We start from the raw sequence: 18108 nt of genomic DNA on the forward strand, positions 1-18108 counted from the left end.
CGTCTCCTAAAATGAGTTACGCGGAAGCGAAAATCAGGCGATCACGCCCAGGATGTCGCTTTCCTTCATGATCAGCAGCTCTTCGCCGTCGATCGTGACTTCGGTGCCCGACCATTTGCCGAACAGCACGCGATCGCCAGCGGCGACCGCGGGTGCGATCAGCTCGCCCGAATCCTTGCGCGCGCCTTCGCCAACCGAGACGACTTCGCCTTCGGCCGGTTTCTCTTTCGCGCTATCGGGGATGATCAGGCCGCCCTTGGTTTTCTCGTCCGACTGGACGCGACGGACCAGAACGCGGTCGTGCAGCGGTTTGAAAGCCATGTGAACACTCCGGTGTTACAGGTTGCTGTTATTTTTGTTGGCACTCGATCTTGGTGAGTGCCAGTGCAGCCCATCTAAGGTTGGCCCTGATTCCTGTCAACGGGACGGGTCCAGAAAAAAACGCCGCCGAAGTCGCTTGACGGAAATTCCCGCGCCCGGCTAACCCGTAGAAGGCAGGCCACAAAGGGCAGGAGCGGGCGTGGAACGACGGATCAGGGCGCTCGTGCTGGCCGAGGCCGCAAATCCCGAATGGGTCTCGGTGCCGCTGGTCGGCTGGTCGCTGGCCAATGCGCTGCGCGAGGTGGCCGATGTCCATATCGTTACGCAGATCCGCAACCGTGACGCCTTCCTGCGCGCCGGGCTGGCCGAGGGGCGCGACTTCACCGCCATCGACAGCGAGAAGCTGGCCGCGCCGCTCTGGAAGCTGGCCGAGCGGCTGAGCCTCGGGAAGGGCGTCGGCTGGACGATGAAGACCGCGATCACCACGCTTGGCTATGGTTATTTCGAGCGTCTGGTCTGGCAGAAATTCGGCCCCGCGATCCGCGCCGGAGAGTTCGACATCGTCCACCGCGTCACCCCCCTGACGCCGACCGCCGGCAGTCGCATCGCGCCCCTGTGCCGGGCGGCCAAGGTGCCCTTCCTCCTTGGCCCGCTGAACGGGGGCGTGCCATGGCCGAAGGGCTTCGATTCCGAGCGGCGGCGGGAAAAGGAGTGGCTGTCCTATATCCGCGGCGCCTACAAGGCGCTGCCTGGCCGGACCTCGACCTTGGCTGCGGCCAGCGCGATCCTCTGCGGCTCGGCCCATACCCGCAGCGAGATCCCGGCCCGCTTTCAGGCCAAGACCATCTGGCTGCCCGAGAACGCGGTCGAGCCGTCGCGCTTTACCCGCGTCGCAGAACAGCCCGGCACATTGCCGCTGAGGGGCTGCTTCATCGGGCGGCTGGTGCCCTATAAGGGCGCGGACATGGCGATCGAGGCTGCCTTGCCGCTGCTGCGCGCGGGTCAGCTCACCCTCGACATCATCGGGGACGGGCCGCAGGGCGCGATGCTGCGGGATCTGGTTACGCGCGAGGGCGTCGCGGATGCGGTCGAATTCCACGGCTGGCTGGAACACGGCGCGGTGCAGGGCGTGGCCAGCCGCTCGCAATTGCTGGTCTTTCCCTCGGTCCGCGAATTTGGCGGCGGCGTCGTGCTGGAGGCGATGGCGCTTGGCGTCGTCCCGATCGTCGTCGACTATGCCGGGCCGGGCGAGCTGGTCGGCGACCGGACAGGATTTCGCATCCCGCTGGGTCGCAGGCCCGAGATCGTTGCGGCGCTGCGCAGGCAGTTGCAAGGGATCGCGGCCGATCCCTCGATCCTGCCGGGCATGGCCGAGGCGGCGCGCGCCGATATCCGCGCGCGCTTCGTCTGGTCCGCGAAGGCCGCGCAGGTCGAGCGGATCTGGCGCGCCATTCTGGACGGGCGGCCGCTGCCGCAGGAACTGACCCCGCCCGGCTGATCGCGACGGGATGGCAATGGCGCGGCACCCGTGCCATCCTGCAACGATATTCAAGGGATAGACCACATGCGCCTGATCCGGCTTCTTTCCGTTCTTGCCATTACCGCCGGTCTGGCACTTCCGGCCGCGGCGCAGGAATGCGTGGGGCGGAACCTGCTGGAGGCCCTGCCACCCGCGACGCTTGCCGAATTGCAGGCGACGACGCGCAAGGTGCCCTATCACCACGGACTGTTCTGGCGGGCCGAAAAGGGCGACCAGCGCATCACCCTGCTCGGCACCTATCATTTCGACGATCCGCGCCACCAGCGGACGCTGGCGCAGTTCGGCCCCGAGATCGACGCCGCCGGGGCGCTGCTGGTCGAGGCCGGCCCTGAGGAGGAGGCCCGCCTGACCGAGGCGATGACCAAGGATCCGTCGCTCATCATGGACGCGACCGGCCCGACCCTGCCCGAGCGGATGACGGACGAGGATTGGGCGAACCTGTGGCACGCGATGGAGGCGCGGGGCGTTCCGGCCGTCATCACCAGCCGGATGCGGCCCTGGTATGTCTCGGTCCTGCTCGGCGTCTCGCCCTGCATGCTGGAAACGGTGAAGAGCACCGGCGATACCGGCGGCCTCGATCACCTGCTGATCCAGCGCGCCGAGGCCGCGGGCGTCAGGGTTCAGGCCCTCGAACCCTGGGACACGGTCTTTTCGCTCTTCGACGGCATGACCCCCGAGGAGGAGATCGGCATGATCCGCGCGGCCATGCCCGCCGCAGAATATGCCGATGATTACGCGGTCACGCTGACCGACGCCTATTTCTCCGGCGACAGCTGGCTGATCTGGGAGTTCGGCCGCCGTGACGCCTATGACAATTCCGGCCTGACCCGCGCCGAGGTCGACGAGCAGGTCCGCTTCGCGCAGCGGACCCTGATGGACGAGCGTAATAGCCACTGGATCGCGCCGCTGGAGCGCGCGGCCCGCGAGGCGGCAAAGGATGGCAAGGGGATCGTCGCCGGCTTTGGCGCGTTGCATCTGCCGGGCGACAGGGGGGTGCTGTCGCTTCTGGAACACGAGGGTTGGAAGATCACCCCGATCAAGCCGCAGGGAGGGCAAGGGAATGGCGGATGAGCTTTGGCTCGAGGAGCGGGATTTGTGGCTTGCAGGCGCGGCCGAGGTGGCGCGCAAGCTTGACGAAGCCTGCGTCATGGCCTTCGCGCCGACCGGCATCCTGACCCGGCGCAAGGCGATCGAACGCCTCGGCTCAGCCCCGCGCTGGCAGGAGATCAGCATGACCGACCGCGCTTTGGTCGAGACGAACGAGGTCTGCGTGCTGGCCTATCGCGCGACGGCGCGGCGGTCGGGGGCGGATGCCTATCGCGCGCTCTGCACGACGACCTGGATCCGCCGCGAGGGCGACTGGCGCATCCTCCAGCATCAGCAAACGCCGGTCTGATGCTTCACGACCTGCGCCGGCACCTGCGCTTCCTTGCCAGCTTCGCGCTGGGGCTGGCGGTCGGGATCGGCTTTTTCCACGCGCAGGTGGTGGACCGGCTGCTGTTGTTTCTGGTGACGTTCTGCCTCAGCTATCTGTTGCTGACGGTCCTTCTGATGCGCAGCCTCGACGCCCAGCGGTTGCGCGCCAGCGCCGATGCCGATGACGAGGGGATGCGCTTCATCGTCCCGCTGGCCATGGGCTCGGTCGCGATCAGCCTTTATGCCATCCTGATGACCCTGCGCGCGCCTGATGCGGGGCTTGCGCTGCGCCCGGCACTGGCGCTCGCCTCGGTGCCGCTGGGCTGGGTGATGGTCCATACCGTGATGGGCTTTCACTATGCGAGCCTCTGGTACGGGCAAAGCGATGACGGGCGCGAGGCGAGGGGGCTTGGCTTTCCCGGCCTCCGCGCCGGCGAGGATGCCGGGATCTGGGATTTCCTCTATTACAGCTTCACCCTCGGGCTGGCTGCGCAGACGGCGGATGTGACCACGCTCGACAGCCGGATCCGGCGGGTGACGCTTGGTCATGCGACCTTCTCGTTCTTCTATAATACCGTGCTTCTGGCGCTGGCGGTGAATGCCGGCATGACGCTCGGTCAATAGACATTCCCTCTGCCAAGTCCTATAACGCCGGCGAAAATTCCGCTCTCCTGAAGGGAACGCCATGATCAAGGTTTTCGGCCACAAGGCCCCCGATACCGACTCGACCGGGTCGCCCATCATCTGGGCCTGGTATCTGTCCGAAGTCCGCAAGCAGCCGGCCGTCGCCGTCCTTCAGGGCGAGCCGAATACCGAAGCCGCGTGGATGCTGACGAAATGGGATCTTGCGAAGCCCGAGATCATCGCGGACGTGGCTGCGGGCGAGCAATGCGTGATCGTCGACACCAACAACCCGGCCGAGCTTCCCGCCTCGATCAACGATGCCGAGGTGATCGAGATCATCGACCACCACCTGCTGGCCGGGGGCATCAAGACGCGCCTGCCGATCAACATCACCATCCGCCCGCTGGCCTGCACCGCCACGATCATGCACGACCTGATTGGGGACGAGGATCTGGCCCGCGCGCCGCGCGGCATCAAGGGCGCGATGCTGACCTGCATCCTGTCCGACACGCTGGAATTCCGCAGCCCGACCACCACCCCGCATGACCGCTTCGTGGCCGAGAAACTGGCCAAGGATCTGGGCGTCTCGATCCCGCAATTCGCGGCCGAGATGTTCGCGGCGAAATCCGATGTCTCGGCCTTCACCGAGGAAGCCCTGCTGCGCATGGACAGCAAGGAATACGAGCTGGGCGGCAAGCAGCTTCGCGTCTCGGTCCTGGAAACCACCTCGCCCGGCGTTCTTCTTGACCGCAAGGGCGCCCTGATGGCCGCGATGCCCGCCGTCGCCACCGCAGATGGCGCGGACGAGGTGCTTCTGTTCGTCATCGACATCCTGAACGAGGAAGCGACCCTGCTGGTCCCGAACGACTTCGTGAAGGCCGTGGCCGAGAAAAGCTTCAACGCCATTGTCTCGGGCGATACCGTTGTCCTGCCGGGCATTATGTCGCGCAAGAAACAGATCATTCCCGCCCTTTCGGTCTGAAAAGAAGAAGGCCCCATGACGCAGATCATCAATTCGCTGGCCGATGTCTCGGCCGATTACGACGTGCTGTTCTGCGACCTCTGGGGTTGCCTGCACAATGGCGTGGTGGCCTATCCGGCCGCCATCGCGGCGCTGCGGGCTTTCCGCGCGAAGGGGGGGCAGGTCGTCCTGCTGACCAACGCGCCGCGCCCGTGGAAATATGTCGAGGCGCAGATCGAGCGCATGAAGGTGCCGCGCGACGCCTGGGACATCATCGTCAGTTCCGGCGACGCGGCGCAGGATGCCATGTTCGCGGGCGCGGTCGGCCACAAGGTCTGGGCCATCGCCATGGACAAGGACGAGGGCTTCTTTACCGACACCCCCCCCGAATGGCAGGGGGCCGAGCCGATCCTTCGTGTGCCTCTGGCAGAGGCCGAGGGGATCGTCTGCACCGGGCTTTTCGACGACACCACCGAAACCCCCGAGGATTACCGCGCCCGTCTGATGCTGGCCAAGCAGCGCGGGCTGAAGCTCCTCTGCGCCAATCCCGACGTGATCGTCGACATGGGCGAGAGCCGGCTTTACTGCGCCGGCGCGCTGGCCGAGTTCTATGAGCAGCTTGGCGGCACCTCGCTTTATTTCGGCAAACCCCATCCGCCGATCTATGATCTGGCGCGGCGCAAGCTGGGGCTGGAGGCGGATGCCCGCATCCTCGCGATCGGCGACGGCATCGCGACCGACATCCTTGGCGCGGCGGGCGAGGGGATCGACGCGGTCTTCGTGACCGGCGGCCTCGCCTTCGACCAGTTCGGCGATGATATCGAGAATCCGCACCATCCCTCGCTGCTGGAATGGCTGAACGCGCGCGGCGCCGGCCCGCGCTACAGCATCGGCCGCCTGCGCTGAGGAACGGAATTTCGCTGTGGCGTGTTGCTCTTGCAACCTCGGGCACTGTCGGCGATACGGTCGGGCTGAAGGGCAAGGCCGTCATCCCGGCGGCGCGCCGCTGAATCTACTGACCGGGCCCGGAGCTGGCCCATCGGGGGTCTGATTGCGCATCCATAACGACTGGAAGGGATTGCCGCAGGACGCGCGCGGAGCGACCGTCGCCATGGGGAATTTCGACGGCGTCCATCTTGGGCACCGCTCGGTGATCGACGCCGCCCGGGCGGCCGCCGACGCGCCCCTTGGCGTCATCACCTTCGAGCCGCACCCGCGTGAGATCTTCCAGCCCGACGCACCGCCCTTTCGCCTGATGAACGCGGAATCGCGCGCGAACCGGCTGGCCCGGCTTGGGGTCGATCACCTTTATGAACTGCCCTTCGACGCCGTTCTGGCGGGCCTCGCGCCCGAGGATTTCGTGCGCGAGGTGCTGGTCGACGGTCTTGGTATCCGCCATGTCACCGTCGGCGCCGATTTCTGCTTTGGCCGCATGCGTTCGGGCAATACCGCGACGTTGGCGCAGCTTGGCGCCGAGCTGGGCTTTGGCGTCACCGTCGCGCCGCTGATCGGGGACGGCAGCAACGAATACAGCTCGACCGCGATCCGGCAGGCCTTGGCCGAGGGCCGGACCCGCGATGCCGAGCGGATGCTGGGCCATTGGCACCGCATCGACGGCGAGGTGCTGCATGGCGACAAGCGCGGCCGCGACCTTGGCTATCCGACCGCCAATATGGCGGTGACGGGGCTGCACCCGCCGCGCTTCGGCGTCTATGCCGTGCTGATCGACGTCCTGACCGGACCTGAGCGCGGGAGCTATGCCGGGGTCGCGAACCTTGGCGTGCGGCCTATGTTCGGCGAGAACCGCCCGAACCTCGAAACCCATATCTTCGACTTCAAGGCCCCGCTTTACGGCGAGCATGTCTCGGTCGCGCTGGTCGAGTTCCTGCGCCCCGAAATGAAATTCGACAGCCTCGACGCCCTGATCGCGCAGATGGATCAGGACAGCGCCAAGGCGCGTGCGATTTTGGCGGCAGGGTGATGCGCGAACGATTCTGGGAATTGCCGCTGAAAAGCCTGAAGCCCGACGAGTGGGAGGCGCTTTGCGACGGCTGCGGCAAGTGCTGCCTGAACAAGATCGAATATGAGGATACCGGCGAGCTGGCCTTTACCCGCGTCGCCTGCAAGCTTCTGGATGGTGAGACCTGCCAATGCTCGAACTACGCGAACCGGCACAAATATGTGCCTGATTGCGTCGTGCTGACCCCGAAGAAGCTGAAGGAAATCGCATGGTGGCTGCCCGCCACCTGCGCCTATCGCCTTCGGGCCGAGGGAAAGCCGCTGTTCCCGTGGCACTATCTGATCTCGGGCGACCGCGAGTCGATCCATCAGGCCGGGATCAGCATTCGCGGCCGCACCGTCAGCGAGCTGACCGTGACCGAGGATGACTGGGACGATTACATCATCGAGGATCTGGCATGAATTTCGCATCGGACAATGTGCATGGCGTTCACCCGAAAGTCTTGAAAGCATTGTCCGATTGCAACGAGGGGGCGGTGGCTTCCTATGGCGCGGACCCGGTAACGGCGCGGGCTGAGGCCGCCTATCGCGAGATTCTGGACGCGCCCGAAGCGGTGGTGCGCTTCGTCGCGACCGGGACCGGGGCGAATGCCCTGGTCTGCGCCCAGCTTTCGCCGAGCTATGGTCGCATCTATTGCCATGACAGCGCGCATCTTCACCGTGACGAATGCGCCGCGCCGGAATTCTACAGCCACGGTGCCAAGCTGGTGCCGCTGCCGGGCGGGCAGGGCAAGTTCTCGCCCGAGGTGCTGGACGGCGCGATCCGTTTCGGCGCGGCGGGCAGCCTGAACGATGGGCGCAACGCGCTGGTCTCGATCACCAATGCGACCGAATGGGGAACTTGCTACAGCCCGGCCGAGGTGGCGGCGCTGGCCCGCCTTGCCCATCAGGGCGGGATGAAGCTGCATATGGACGGCGCGCGCTTTGCCAATGCGGTGGCGGGGCTTGGCTGCGCCCCCGCCGATCTGGGCCATCGCGCCGGGGTCGATGCGCTTTGCCTTGGCGGCACCAAGAACGGCGCGCTCGCGGCCGAGGCGGTGGTGTTCTTCGATCCCCGCGATGCCGAGGGCTTCGATTTCCGCCGCAAGCAGGCCGGGCAGGTCTATTCCAAACAGCGCTACCTTGCCGCACAGATGCTGGCACTGGCCGAGGATGGGCTGTGGCTGGAACTGGCGCGCCACGCCAATGCCATGGCCGCGCGGCTGGGACAGGGCGCGGTCCAGGCCGGAGGAGAGCTGGTCGCGCCGGTTCAGGCGAATGAGGTCTTTGTCCGCCTGCCGGCCGAGGCCCACGCGCACGCCCGCGCGCATGGCGCCGCCTATCACATCTGGCAGGACCAGCCGCCGGCAGAGGGCGAGCCCGTCACCGTGCGTCTGGTGACAAGCTGGGCCACGCGCGAGGATGATGTCGGGCGGTTCCTCGAATTGCTGCGGGGCGCCGCCTAGCGCAGCGCGGCGGCCAGCAGGGCCAGCGCGTGATCAACCGTCGCCTCGCGCACCTCGGCCCGGCCGATCGCGCCGAATTCGACGGTCTCGGTCCGCACGCCCGCGGCATCCGCGATGCCAAAGCAGACCCGGCCCTCGGGCTTCATCTCCGACCCGCCCGGACCGGCGATGCCGGTGACGGAAACCGCGATCCCGGCCTTTGAGCGTGTCAGCGCCCCCAAGGCCATCTCAGCTGCGATTTCCTCGCTGACCGCGCCGTGGGTGTCGAGCGTGGCAGGCAGGATGCCCAGCATCTCGACCTTGGCGGCGTTGGAATAGGTGACGAAGCCCCGGTCGACCACATCCGAGGAACCCGGCACATCCGTCAGCCGCACAGCGATCAGCCCGCCGGTGCAGCTTTCCGCCGTGGCGATCATCACGCCCCGCGCGCGGGCAAGGTTCAGGACTTCGGCCGCGTCGGTCACAGCATCGGCTCCAGCACCGCATGGTAAAGCCCGGCGAGGATCACCGAGACGATGCCGGCGAAAAGCCCGGCCCAAAGGTCGTCGAGCATCACGCCCCGCGCATCCCCGCGCCGGTCGGCCCGCCCGACCAGCCAGGGCTTCCAGATGTCGAAGAGCCGGAACAGCAGGAAAGGCGCGACGAAGGCGGGCCATGCGTCGAGGATCGAGACCCCGTGCCGCCAGAGCGGGATCACCGTGAAGCACATGGCCAGCCATTGTCCCGCGACCTCGTCGATGACGATTTCCGAGGGATCCTTGTCGGCGCTGCCCGCGATGACACGCGGCACGGCCCAGAAGCCCAGCAGCGTCGCCAGAACGAAGCCCAGCGGCACCAGCCAGGCGCCGCCAAGCTCGCAGGCCAGAACCGCCAGCGCCACCGCCGCCGCCGAGCCCCATGTGCCGGGCGCCGGCCGCATCAGTCCCACGCCGAAGAATGTCGCGATCTGGCGTTCCATGCTTATCCCCTGACCAGCGTTGCGGTGGCGATGGCGGCGATGCCTTCCTCGCGCCCAGTGAAGCCCAGCCGTTCCGAGGTGGTGGCCTTGACGCTGATCCGGTCGGGATCGACGCCGAGGATCTCGGACAGGCGCAACTGCATCGCGCCGGCATGGGGGCCGATCTTGGGCCGCTCGCAGATCAGCGTGACATCGGCATTCGACAGCACGAACCCCATGCTGCGGATCATCTCGGCGGCATGGCGCAGGAAGATATGGCTGGGCGCCGCCTTCCATTGCGGGTCCGAGGGCGGGAAATGCCGCCCGATATCGCCTTGCGCCAGCGCGCCATAGATTGCGTCATTCAGCGCGTGCATGCCCACATCGGCATCCGAATGGCCAAGCAGCCCCCGGTCATGCGGCACCTTCACCCCGCAAAGCCAGACATGATCGCCTTCGGTAAAGGCGTGGACGTCGAAACCATTGCCAAGGCGAATGTCCATCGGGGCCCCCAATATACGCTCGGCGCGCCGGAAATCGGGCGGCCAGGTCAGTTTCAGATTGTCCTCGTCACCGGGGGTGGCAAGGACGGAAAGGCCCGTGCGCAAGGCAAGCTCGACATCATCGGCCCCACCTTCGGGAAAGCTGCGATGCGCGGCAAGGATCGCGTCCAGCCGGAAGCCCTGCGGGGTCTGCGCGCGCAGAAGCCCGTCGCGGCTGGCGGTTCCGGTGACGCGCCCGTCCTCGGCCCGCCACAGCGCATCGGTGACCGGCAGGGCGGGCGCGGCGGCCTCGGCCCCGGCCTCCAGCGCGGCGACGACGCCCTGGATCACCGCCCCGGAAACCAGCGGGCGCGCGCCGTCATGGATCAGCACATGGGTGACGCCGCTGCCCTCGAGCGTCTCGAGCGCGGCGCGGATGCTCGCGCTGCGGGTCGGGCCACCGGCGACAAGGACAACCGGGCCGGCCAGTTCCTCGACCCCGCGGGCCATGTCCTCGGGCGGCAGGGTGACGATGATGCGGGAAAAGTCCGCGAATGCCTCGATGCTGCGCTGGACGACGCTGCGGCCGTCCAGCACGCGCCATTGCTTGGCGACGTCGCCGCCCGCCCGCGTCCCGCGACCCGCGGCGGTGATGACCACGGCATATGTGTCAGGTATCTTCATGGCCGCATGATTAGGCGAGGCCGCGCGCCGAGGCAATCGCGCGTGCTGCGACACCTTGCCCCTGAGGGGGATCAGTTTTCGTGCCGCGGCAGGTGGCCCATGCCGAGGCTTCTGCGTATAAGGATCGGGACCGCCCGCAAGGGCCGCTCCCGCAACAAGAACTCTCGCCCGGAGGCTGCCGCCATGACCGACCCCGTCACCATCGACCTTTCCAAGGACGCGGCCGCCCGCGCCGCCGTGGCTCTGGTCGAAAACGGCATGAAACTGGGGCTTGGCACCGGCTCGACCGCGAAGGTCTTCGTCGACCGCCTGGCCGAGCGCGTCCATGCCGAGGGGATGGACCTGCGCTGTGCCTCGACCTCGAAGGCGACGGCGGATCAGGCCCGCAAGCTGGGGCTGGTGGTGCAGGAGCTGGACGATCTCGGCTGGCTCGACCTGACCATCGACGGCGCGGACGAGGTCGATCCCGACCTGAACCTGATCAAGGGCGGCGGCGCGGCGCATCTGCGCGAAAAGATCGTCGCCACCGCCTCGGACCGGATGGTCGTCGTCGCCGATCAGGGCAAGGTCGTCGATTGCCTTGGCCGGTTCAAGCTGCCGGTCGAGGTCATCCCCTTCGGCTGGCAATCGACCCGCACCCATATCGAACGCGCGCTGGCCGAGCTGGAGATGGAGGGGCGGCCCATCATCCTGCGCGAACGCGACGGCAAGCCGGTGATGACCGACGAAAGCAATCTGGTCCTCGATTTGGCGCTCGAGCGGATCCAGGACGCCCCGGCGCTGGCGCGCGCGCTCTCGGGGATTGCGGGTGTGGTTGAACACGGGCTTTTCCTGAATATCTGCAATCTGGCAATCATCGGCTGTCCCGATGGCTCGGTATCGGAGCTGCGTCGCGAGGATCTGGAATGACATTCGACTATGACCTCTTCGTCATCGGCGGCGGGTCGGGGGGCGTGCGCGCCGCCCGGATCGCGGCCAGCGAGCACGGCACGCGTGTCGGGCTGGCCGAGGAAAGCCGCATGGGCGGCACCTGCGTCATCCGGGGCTGCGTGCCGAAAAAGCTGATGATCTTCGCCTCGCAGGCCGAGGCGCTGGCCGCCGAGGCGCGGGGTTATGGCTGGACCACCGCCAGCGCCGGACCTTTCGACTGGGCGATGTTCCACCACAAGCTCGACGCCGAACTGACCCGGCTCGAGGGTGCCTATACCGGCGGCCTCGTCGCGGCGGATGTCGAAATCCACAAGCAGCGCGCCCGCGTCCTCGACCCGCATACGGTCGAGCTGGCGGATGGCGAACGCGTGACCGCAAAGCATATCCTGATCGCGACCGGGGGCCAGCCGCAGTGGCCTGGCATCCCCGGAGAGGAACTGGGGCTGATCTCGGACGACCTTTTCCTGATGGAGGAACTGCCGGGCCGGGTGCTGGTCGTCGGTGGCGGCTTCATCGCCTGCGAATTTGCGACGATCCTGAACGGCCTCGGCTCGGAAACCACGCTGGCCTATCGCGGCGATGCCGTCCTGCGCGGCTTTGACGAGGAATTGCGCCGCCACGCGACCGAACAGCTGCGCGTCGCGGGGGTCGAGCTCAAGCTAGGCGTGACCCCCAAGGCGCTCGAGCGTGACGGGACGGGTGTGCGCGTCCTCTGGCCCGACGGCGGCTCCGACACCTTCGACGCGGTCATGTTCGCGACGGGGCGGGTGCCGAACAGCAAGGGCCTCGGGCTTGAGGAAGTGGGCGTCAAGCTGGGCGCCAAGGGCGAGATCCTGGTCGACGAATGGTCGCAAAGCTCGGTCCCCTCGATCTTTGCCGTCGGCGACGTGACCGACCGGGTCAACCTGACCCCGGTTGCGATCCGCGAGGGCCACAGCTTTGTCGACACGCTCTTTGGCGCAAACCCCCGTAAGATGGATCACAGCCTTGTCGCCTCGGCCGTCTATCTGCGCCCGCATGAGGTCGCGACCATCGGCCTGACCGAGGAGGAGGCCGCCGCCCGTGGCCCGCATGAGGTTTTCCTTGCGAGTTTCCGGGCCATGCGGACATTGTTTGCGGGATCGGACGCGCGCTCGATGATGAAGCTGCTGGTCGAGGCCGAAAGCCGCAAGGTCGTGGGCTGCCACATCTTTGCCCCGGATGCCGGAGAGATGATCCAGCTTGTCGCCATCCCGATGGGAATGGGCGCGACCAAGGCCGATTTCGACGCTGCGGTCGCCGTCCATCCGACGCTGGCCGAAGAATTGGTGACGATGCGCAAGCCCGTCCGCTACATTGGCGGCGCGCATCCTGACAAAACCGTTGGTTCGGCTTGATTTTTATCGCTCCGGCACCAGTTAAAACCTGAAATAGACGCACGAGTATCAGACGAGGCACGAGACGCATGGCGGGACAAGGCCCTTGGGGCAGCGGAGGAGATGACGGCAAGGGCGGCAAGGAGCCGCCCCAAGGGGGCCAGCGCCCCTGGGGCAATGCCGGCGGAAATCGGAACGAGGATCCGCGCGGTCCGCGCCGGGGCGACCAGATGCCCGAGATCGAGGATCTCGTCCGCAAGGGCCAGGACCGCCTTCGCGTGCTGATGGGCGGCAAGGGTCCGGGCGGCCCCCGTGGCGGCGGTCCGCGCCGGCCCGGCCCGCAAATGTCCATGGGTCGCGGAAGCTGGGGCCTCGTCGCGCTTGGCGCGGTCGCGGTCTGGGCCTTCATGTCCTTCTATACCGTCAACCCCGAGGAACGCTCGGTCGAGCTGCTGTTCGGCCGTCCCTTCGCCACGGGCGAGGAGGGTCTGAACTTTGCCCCCTGGCCGGTGGTCCGCGCCGAGGTCGTCTCGGTCTCGGGCGAACGCACGACCGAGATCGGCACCGGCCGCGCCGGCCCGCAGGACAGCGGCCTGATGCTGACCCGCGACCAGAACATCGTCGACATGGCTTATCAGGTGGTCTGGAACATCTCGGACCCCGAGAAGTACCTGTTCAACCTTGCCGACCCCGAGGACACGATCCGCGCCGTCGCGGAATCGGCGATGCGCGACATCGTCGCGCGCTCGGAACTCGCCCCGATCCTGAACCGCGACCGTGGCACGATCGGCGAGGATCTGAAGCTTTCGGTGCAGAACACGCTCGACGCCTATGAGGCCGGGATCAACGTGGTCCGGGTCAACCTCGACCGCGCCGACCCCCCGCGCGAGGTCATCGACAGCTTCCGCGAGGTGCAGGCCGCCCAGCAGGAGCGTGACCGCCTCGAGAAGGAGGCCGACGCCTATGCGAACCGCGTGCTGGCAAGCGCGCGCGGTGAGGCCGCCGCCGTGATCGAACGCGCCGAGGGCTATCGCGCCGAGGCCGTCAACACCGCCCAGGGTGAGGCCGCGCGCTTCAACTCGGTCTATGACGAATATATCAAGGCCCCCGAAGTGACCCGCCGCCGCATGTATATGGAAACCATGGAGAAGGTGCTGGGTCAGGCGAACAAGATCATCCTCGACGGCGAGGGCGGGCAGGGCGTCGTGCCTTATCTGCCGCTCGACCAGCTTCGCGCCCGGCCGGCGACGACAACGACAACGACCGGCAGCACCGGCACCGCGAACGGGGGGAACCAGTAATGAGTCGCGCGATTTCCATTCTGATCCTGCCCTTCATCGCGGTCGTGGCGCTCTTGGTTCTGGCCTCGGTCTATATCGTCGACGTGCGCGAGAAGGCGCTGGTCCTGCGCTTCGGCGAAGTCGTCGACGTGCGCGAGAATCCGGGCATGGGGCTGAAGGTTCCCTTCATCGACAATGTCATGCGCTATGACGCGCGGATCCTCGGCATCCCGACGCCCCCGATGGAGGTGACGCCGCTTGACGACCGCCGCCTTGTCGTCGACGCCTTCGCGCGCTGGCAGATCACCGATGTGGTGCAGTTCCGCCGTGCCACCGCCGCGGGCGGCATCCAGTTCGCCCAGCAGCGTCTGGCCGATATCGTGACCAACGCGATCCGTCAGGTCTTGGGCTCGGTGCCCTCGACTACCGTGCTCTCGGATGACCGCACGCCGCTGATGAACCAGATCCGCGACCTCGCGCGTGAGAATGCGCGCGATCTTGGCGTGCGCATCATCGACGTGCGCCTGACCCGCACCGACCTGCCCGAGCAGAACCTGACCGCGACCTATGCGAGGATGCGGGCCGAGCGCGAGCGTGAGGCCGCGGATGAAATCGCCCGTGGTGGCGAGGCGGCGCAGCGCGTCCGCGCCGCAGCGGACCGCACCGTGGTCGAGCTGACCTCGGAAGCGCGCAAGAAGGCCGAGATCGTGCGCGGTGAGGCCGATGCCCGCCGGAACTCGATCTATGCCGAGGCTTTCGGCCGCGACCCCGAGTTCTTTGCCTTCACCCGCTCGATGACCTCTTATGAGCGCGCGCTGAAGGGCGAGAACAGCTCGCTGGTGATCCAGCCCGAGGGGCAGTTCTTCGACTATCTGCGCACCGATGGCGCGGATCGCGCGAACCCGGTTCCCGCTGCCAGCAACGCCGCGCTTTCGGTCGTGACCGGCACCGCCGTGATCGAGCCCGAGACCGAGGAGCCGGTCGTGGGCGGCGAAACCAACCGCGAGGGCCAGCCCTTGGGCGAGGCCGCCGGTGTGACGCTGACCCCGATGCCGGAATCGCTTGCCACACCGCCGCAATCGGAAACCGTGGTCCCGGCGGTGCCGCCGGCGAACTGATCCGGGCGATCCGATCGACAGACAGAAGGGCGGGGCGAAGGCTCCGCCCTTTTTGCTGTGCTTCAACGGGTGAGGGGCGGCGTCTTTTCTGCGGGTAGGGAGCGGCTACGCTCTCTGCTGACCTGCCATGAGATCAGCGCGCGGATCGCGGGAAGGGACTTGCGGTGCTGCTTCTGCGGGATCGCTGTGGAGTGCAATCCCTCCGGCAGCCGCCGTCAGGGCGTGCCGGGCGGCTCGGGGGGCGGGACGGCGGCGCGGGCCTCGTCCTCGGATATCTCGCGCTGCCATTCGCGCCACATCGAGACCAGCAGCGCCATCAGGACGGGGCCGACGAACAGGCCGACGATGCCCATGGTCTTCACCCCGCCGATCAGCCCGAAGAAGGTCGGCAGGAACGGCAGCTTGACCGGCCCGCCGACCAGCATCGGGCGGATGGTCTTGTCGACGACGAAAAGCTCGCATGTCCCCCAGAGGAACAGCGCAAGCCCCGCCACGGGCGTCCCGCTGGCCGCGAGATAGATCGAGACCAGCGTGAAGCAAAGCGGCGCGCCGCCGGGGATCAGCGCCATGAAGCCGGTGATCACCCCGAAGGTCACGGGCGAGGGGACGCCCGCGATCCAGTAGGCGACGCCGAGGATCACGCCCTCGCCAATGGCGATCAGGGTCATCCCGGTGACGGTCGAGCTGATCGTGGCCGGGACGACGCGCGACATCCGGTCCCAGCGTTCGGGCAGGATGCGGCTGCCGACCCGGTCAAGCTGCGCCACCAGCCGGTCGCCGTCGCGGTAAAGCACGAAAAGCGTGATCAGCATGAAAAGCAGCGTCAGCGCCAGGTTGAAGGCGAGCGAGCCCGCGGTGACGGCTCCGCGATAGATGGTCCCGATATTCGAGCCGGAGATGGCTTGCACGATCTCGCTGATGCCGCCGGGATGGCCGATATAGTTACGCCAGTTCTCGTCCAGCCAGGGGCCGATCTGGGGCAGCTCGACCATCCAATGCGGGGTCGGCGCGCCTGCGGCATTCACGAGGATCCCCCAGCTTATCCACGCCCGCAACTCGCGGAAGGCATAGACCAGCGCCATGGCGATCGGGATGACGAGGAAGCAGACCAGAATCAGCACCATGACCGCCGCGGTCAGCGTCCGGCCCGCGCCCATCTGGTGGACGCCCCTGTCGCGCAAGGGCCAGCTTGCCAGCGCGATGACTGCGGCGGCGAGGACCGGGACAAGGAAGCCATGGAAGAAATAGATCGAGGCCAGCACGATCGCGAGCAGCAGCCAGCGCGCGGCCGAGAGATTGGTCAGAAGCGGCTGGCGATGCGGCCGCAGCCCGGTTGCCCGTATCCCCGAAGCGGGGGTGCTGGTCCTGCTGGAAGTGCGGTCGGCTGCCTCGGCTGTGCTCATTGATCTCGTCCGGGATATGCCGCCTCACATCATAACAGATCGCCATGGGCTGCAAGTGCGGATTGCCCCGGCAGCGGCGCGGGCCCAGAATGGCCCGGCAAGATGACGGGATGGTGAAGGGGCCGTGATCCCGCGCCGTGGCCTCAGACCACCATGGCGCCCGGCTGCCCGATCCGCGTCGTCGCAAGCGCAAGCCCGTCCACCACGGCGGTGAACGCCTCGGAACGCGTCTGATCGGCCATCGGGCAAAGGTCGGCGGCCATATCCGTCACCAACCCCATCAGGCTCGACCCGCCGACGAGGATCACGCTTTCGATCCGGTCGGGCGCGAGGCCCGCCATGCCGAGGGTCTCGGCCGCGGCGGTCAGCAGATCGTCGCGATAGCCTGCAAGGGCATTTCCCAGCGATTGCGGGGTGACGGGCCGCGAAAGGCCGGGCTCGATGAAGCCCATGGCGATTCGCGCGTCATCCGCGCCGCTATTCGCCGCGATCTTGCCATGCTCGACCGAGAAGGCGAGTTCGTGGCCCAGTTCCTCGTCAAGGACGGTGACGAGGCGGTTCATGGCGGGGCGGTCCACGGCCAGCTTCGCCATGTCCTGCGCCATACGCCGCGTCTCGGGCGTATAGAGGAAGGGGATCCGCGCCCAGGTCGCAAGCTCGGCATAGATCGCGTTCGGGACCGGCAGCAGCCCTTCGCCCATCTCGCGGCGCAGCTCGCCGCCATGGCCAAGGGCGGGCATGGCATGGCTCATCGAGACGGCATGGTCGAAATCGGTGCCGCCCAGCCGGATGCCGTGATTGGCAAGGATCTCGACCTCGCCGCCCTTGCTGCGAAAGACCGAGAAATCCGAGGTGCCACCGCCGATATCGACGATCAGCCCCAGCCCGCCGCTGCGCCCCAGCCCGTGCGAGGCGAGCGCCGCCGCCTCCGGCTCGACGAGAAAGGCGACCTCCTCGAAGCCTGCGGCGAGATAGCAGGCGCGCAAGTCGTCCTCGGCCCGGGCGTCGCGTTCGGGATCGCGCGAATGGAAATGGACCGGACGCCCCGACAGCGCGCGCAGGAAGCGCCGCCCGGTCGCGGCCTCGGCGCGGGATTTCACCTCGGCCAGAAACTCCGCGATGATCTCGGCGACCGAGCGGCGCTTGCCGCCGATCAGCCGCTTTTCATGGACGAGCGAGGTGCCGAGCACGCTTTTCAGCGCGCGCATATAGCGGCCCTCGTCGCCGTCGATCAGCGCGCGGGCGGCGGCGGAGCCGATCTTCATGCCGCCGCCGCGCAGCGGAAAGAATACGGCGGTGGGCAGCGTCTCGGCCCCGTCCTCGATCGGGATGCGCCGGATGCGGCCCCCGTCCAGAATGGCGGCGGCACTGTTCGAGGTGCCAAAGTCGATGGCGAGAATATCGTCCTGCATGGTCGCGCCCCTGGTGCCGGGAAAGCCGAGGCTGATAACGGCTTTCCCCGCCCCGCGCAAGGATCGGCTGCGGATCGGGCTGGACAGGGCGGAATATATGTAATAATTGCTGACCTATCCGGGGTGGGGCTAATTCCCTTTCGCAAACCGGCTATGCAAACGCAATTTTCTGACCTGCGGG

At 67.2% G+C, this 18108-nt stretch carries 19 protein-coding genes; 13 read left to right on the forward strand and 6 right to left on the reverse strand.

Translation table 11 applies throughout. The annotated features are described in order from the left end of the window. Window positions 1–33: 33 nt before the first annotated feature. Window positions 34–321, reverse strand: a complete 288-nt coding sequence (locus tag VNQ78_RS03455; protein WP_134680659.1) for a co-chaperone GroES — start codon at window positions 319–321, stop codon at window positions 34–36. A 199-nt stretch (window positions 322–520) separates the two neighbouring features. Here VNQ78_RS03455 and VNQ78_RS03460 point away from each other — a divergent pair, with 199 nt between their 5' ends. The 9 genes from VNQ78_RS03460 (at window position 521) to VNQ78_RS03500 (ending at window position 8326) form a co-directional block, all read left to right on the forward strand. Further along, window positions 521–1819: a glycosyltransferase gene (locus VNQ78_RS03460; protein ID WP_325686629.1), complete on the forward strand. Its 1299-nt coding sequence runs from the start codon at window positions 521–523 to the stop codon at window positions 1817–1819. Between the two features lie 66 nt (window positions 1820–1885). After that, a complete protein-coding gene (locus tag VNQ78_RS03465) occupies window positions 1886–2932 on the forward strand; it encodes a TraB/GumN family protein (RefSeq protein ID WP_325686631.1) in 1047 nt (348 codons plus the stop codon). Further along, the gene (locus tag VNQ78_RS03470) at window positions 2922–3257 is read left to right on the forward strand and encodes a DUF4440 domain-containing protein (RefSeq protein WP_325686633.1); all 336 of its coding nucleotides are present in this window, start codon (window positions 2922–2924) and stop codon (window positions 3255–3257) included. The genes VNQ78_RS03465 and VNQ78_RS03470 overlap by 11 nt, the downstream gene beginning before the upstream one ends. Continuing rightward, the gene (locus VNQ78_RS03475) at window positions 3257–3901 is read left to right on the forward strand and encodes a DUF1345 domain-containing protein (protein WP_325686635.1); all 645 of its coding nucleotides are present in this window, start codon (window positions 3257–3259) and stop codon (window positions 3899–3901) included. The genes VNQ78_RS03470 and VNQ78_RS03475 overlap by 1 nt, the downstream gene beginning before the upstream one ends. A gap of 61 nt (window positions 3902–3962) precedes the next feature. Continuing rightward, window positions 3963–4883, forward strand: a complete 921-nt coding sequence (locus VNQ78_RS03480) for a manganese-dependent inorganic pyrophosphatase (RefSeq protein ID WP_325686637.1) — start codon at window positions 3963–3965, stop codon at window positions 4881–4883. A 15-nt stretch (window positions 4884–4898) separates the two neighbouring features. Continuing rightward, window positions 4899–5768 (forward strand): TIGR01459 family HAD-type hydrolase, encoded by an 870-nt coding sequence (locus VNQ78_RS03485; RefSeq protein ID WP_325686639.1) that lies wholly within the window; start codon window positions 4899–4901, stop codon window positions 5766–5768. Between the two features lie 145 nt (window positions 5769–5913). Then, window positions 5914–6843 carry a bifunctional riboflavin kinase/FAD synthetase gene (locus tag VNQ78_RS03490; RefSeq protein WP_325686641.1) on the forward strand — a complete coding sequence of 310 codons (930 nt, stop codon included), beginning with the start codon at window positions 5914–5916 and terminating at the stop codon, window positions 6841–6843. Then, window positions 6843–7283 (forward strand): YcgN family cysteine cluster protein, encoded by a 441-nt coding sequence (locus tag VNQ78_RS03495; protein ID WP_325686644.1) that lies wholly within the window; start codon window positions 6843–6845, stop codon window positions 7281–7283. The genes VNQ78_RS03490 and VNQ78_RS03495 overlap by 1 nt, the downstream gene beginning before the upstream one ends. Then, complete coding sequence (locus VNQ78_RS03500) at window positions 7280–8326, forward strand: threonine aldolase family protein (protein ID WP_325686646.1); 1047 nt, start codon at window positions 7280–7282, stop codon at window positions 8324–8326. Before VNQ78_RS03495 ends, VNQ78_RS03500 begins: the two co-directional genes overlap by 4 nt. Here VNQ78_RS03500 and VNQ78_RS03505 read toward each other — a convergent pair. The 3 genes from VNQ78_RS03505 to VNQ78_RS03515 are packed head-to-tail and all read right to left on the reverse strand — an operon-like array spanning window position 8323 to window position 10429. After that, entirely contained in the window at window positions 8323–8790 is a 468-nt protein-coding gene (locus VNQ78_RS03505) for a CinA family protein (RefSeq protein WP_325686648.1), read from the reverse strand. The two genes, VNQ78_RS03500 and VNQ78_RS03505, sit on opposite strands and share 4 nt — an antisense overlap. Next, on the reverse strand, window positions 8787–9284 hold the full coding sequence (locus tag VNQ78_RS03510; RefSeq protein ID WP_325686650.1) for a phosphatidylglycerophosphatase A: 498 nt from the start codon (window positions 9282–9284) through the stop codon (window positions 8787–8789). Before VNQ78_RS03510 ends, VNQ78_RS03505 begins: the two co-directional genes overlap by 4 nt. Window positions 9285–9286: 2 nt before the next feature. Further along, complete coding sequence (locus VNQ78_RS03515; protein WP_325686652.1) at window positions 9287–10429, reverse strand: bifunctional 2-C-methyl-D-erythritol 4-phosphate cytidylyltransferase/2-C-methyl-D-erythritol 2,4-cyclodiphosphate synthase; 1143 nt, start codon at window positions 10427–10429, stop codon at window positions 9287–9289. A 183-nt stretch (window positions 10430–10612) separates the two neighbouring features. On the opposite strand from VNQ78_RS03515, the gene rpiA reads away from it, so the two are divergent. The 4 genes from rpiA (at window position 10613) to VNQ78_RS03535 (ending at window position 15112) form a co-directional block, all read left to right on the forward strand. Further along, window positions 10613–11338 (forward strand): ribose-5-phosphate isomerase RpiA, encoded by a 726-nt coding sequence (gene rpiA / locus VNQ78_RS03520; protein WP_325686654.1) that lies wholly within the window; start codon window positions 10613–10615, stop codon window positions 11336–11338. Beyond that, window positions 11335–12735: a glutathione-disulfide reductase gene (gene gorA, locus VNQ78_RS03525; protein WP_325686656.1), complete on the forward strand. Its 1401-nt coding sequence runs from the start codon at window positions 11335–11337 to the stop codon at window positions 12733–12735. Before rpiA ends, gorA begins: the two co-directional genes overlap by 4 nt. 68 nt (window positions 12736–12803) lie before the next feature. Continuing rightward, a complete protein-coding gene (gene hflK / locus VNQ78_RS03530) occupies window positions 12804–14015 on the forward strand; it encodes an FtsH protease activity modulator HflK (protein WP_325686658.1) in 1212 nt (403 codons plus the stop codon). After that, window positions 14015–15112, forward strand: coding sequence for a protease modulator HflC (locus tag VNQ78_RS03535; protein WP_325686660.1), 1098 nt, complete (start codon window positions 14015–14017; stop codon window positions 15110–15112). Before hflK ends, VNQ78_RS03535 begins: the two co-directional genes overlap by 1 nt. A 215-nt stretch (window positions 15113–15327) precedes the next feature. Here the strand turns inward: VNQ78_RS03535 and VNQ78_RS03540 are convergent, their stop codons facing one another. After that, the gene (locus VNQ78_RS03540) at window positions 15328–16515 is read right to left on the reverse strand and encodes an AI-2E family transporter (protein WP_325686662.1); all 1188 of its coding nucleotides are present in this window, start codon (window positions 16513–16515) and stop codon (window positions 15328–15330) included. Between the two features lie 143 nt (window positions 16516–16658). Then, on the reverse strand, window positions 16659–17927 hold the full coding sequence (locus VNQ78_RS03545) for an Hsp70 family protein (RefSeq protein WP_325686664.1): 1269 nt from the start codon (window positions 17925–17927) through the stop codon (window positions 16659–16661). Window positions 17928–18108 lie beyond the last annotated feature (181 nt).

This window comes from Paracoccus sp. (in: a-proteobacteria) (assembly GCF_035556475.1).
Taxonomy (GTDB): Bacteria; Pseudomonadota; Alphaproteobacteria; order Rhodobacterales; family Rhodobacteraceae; genus Paracoccus.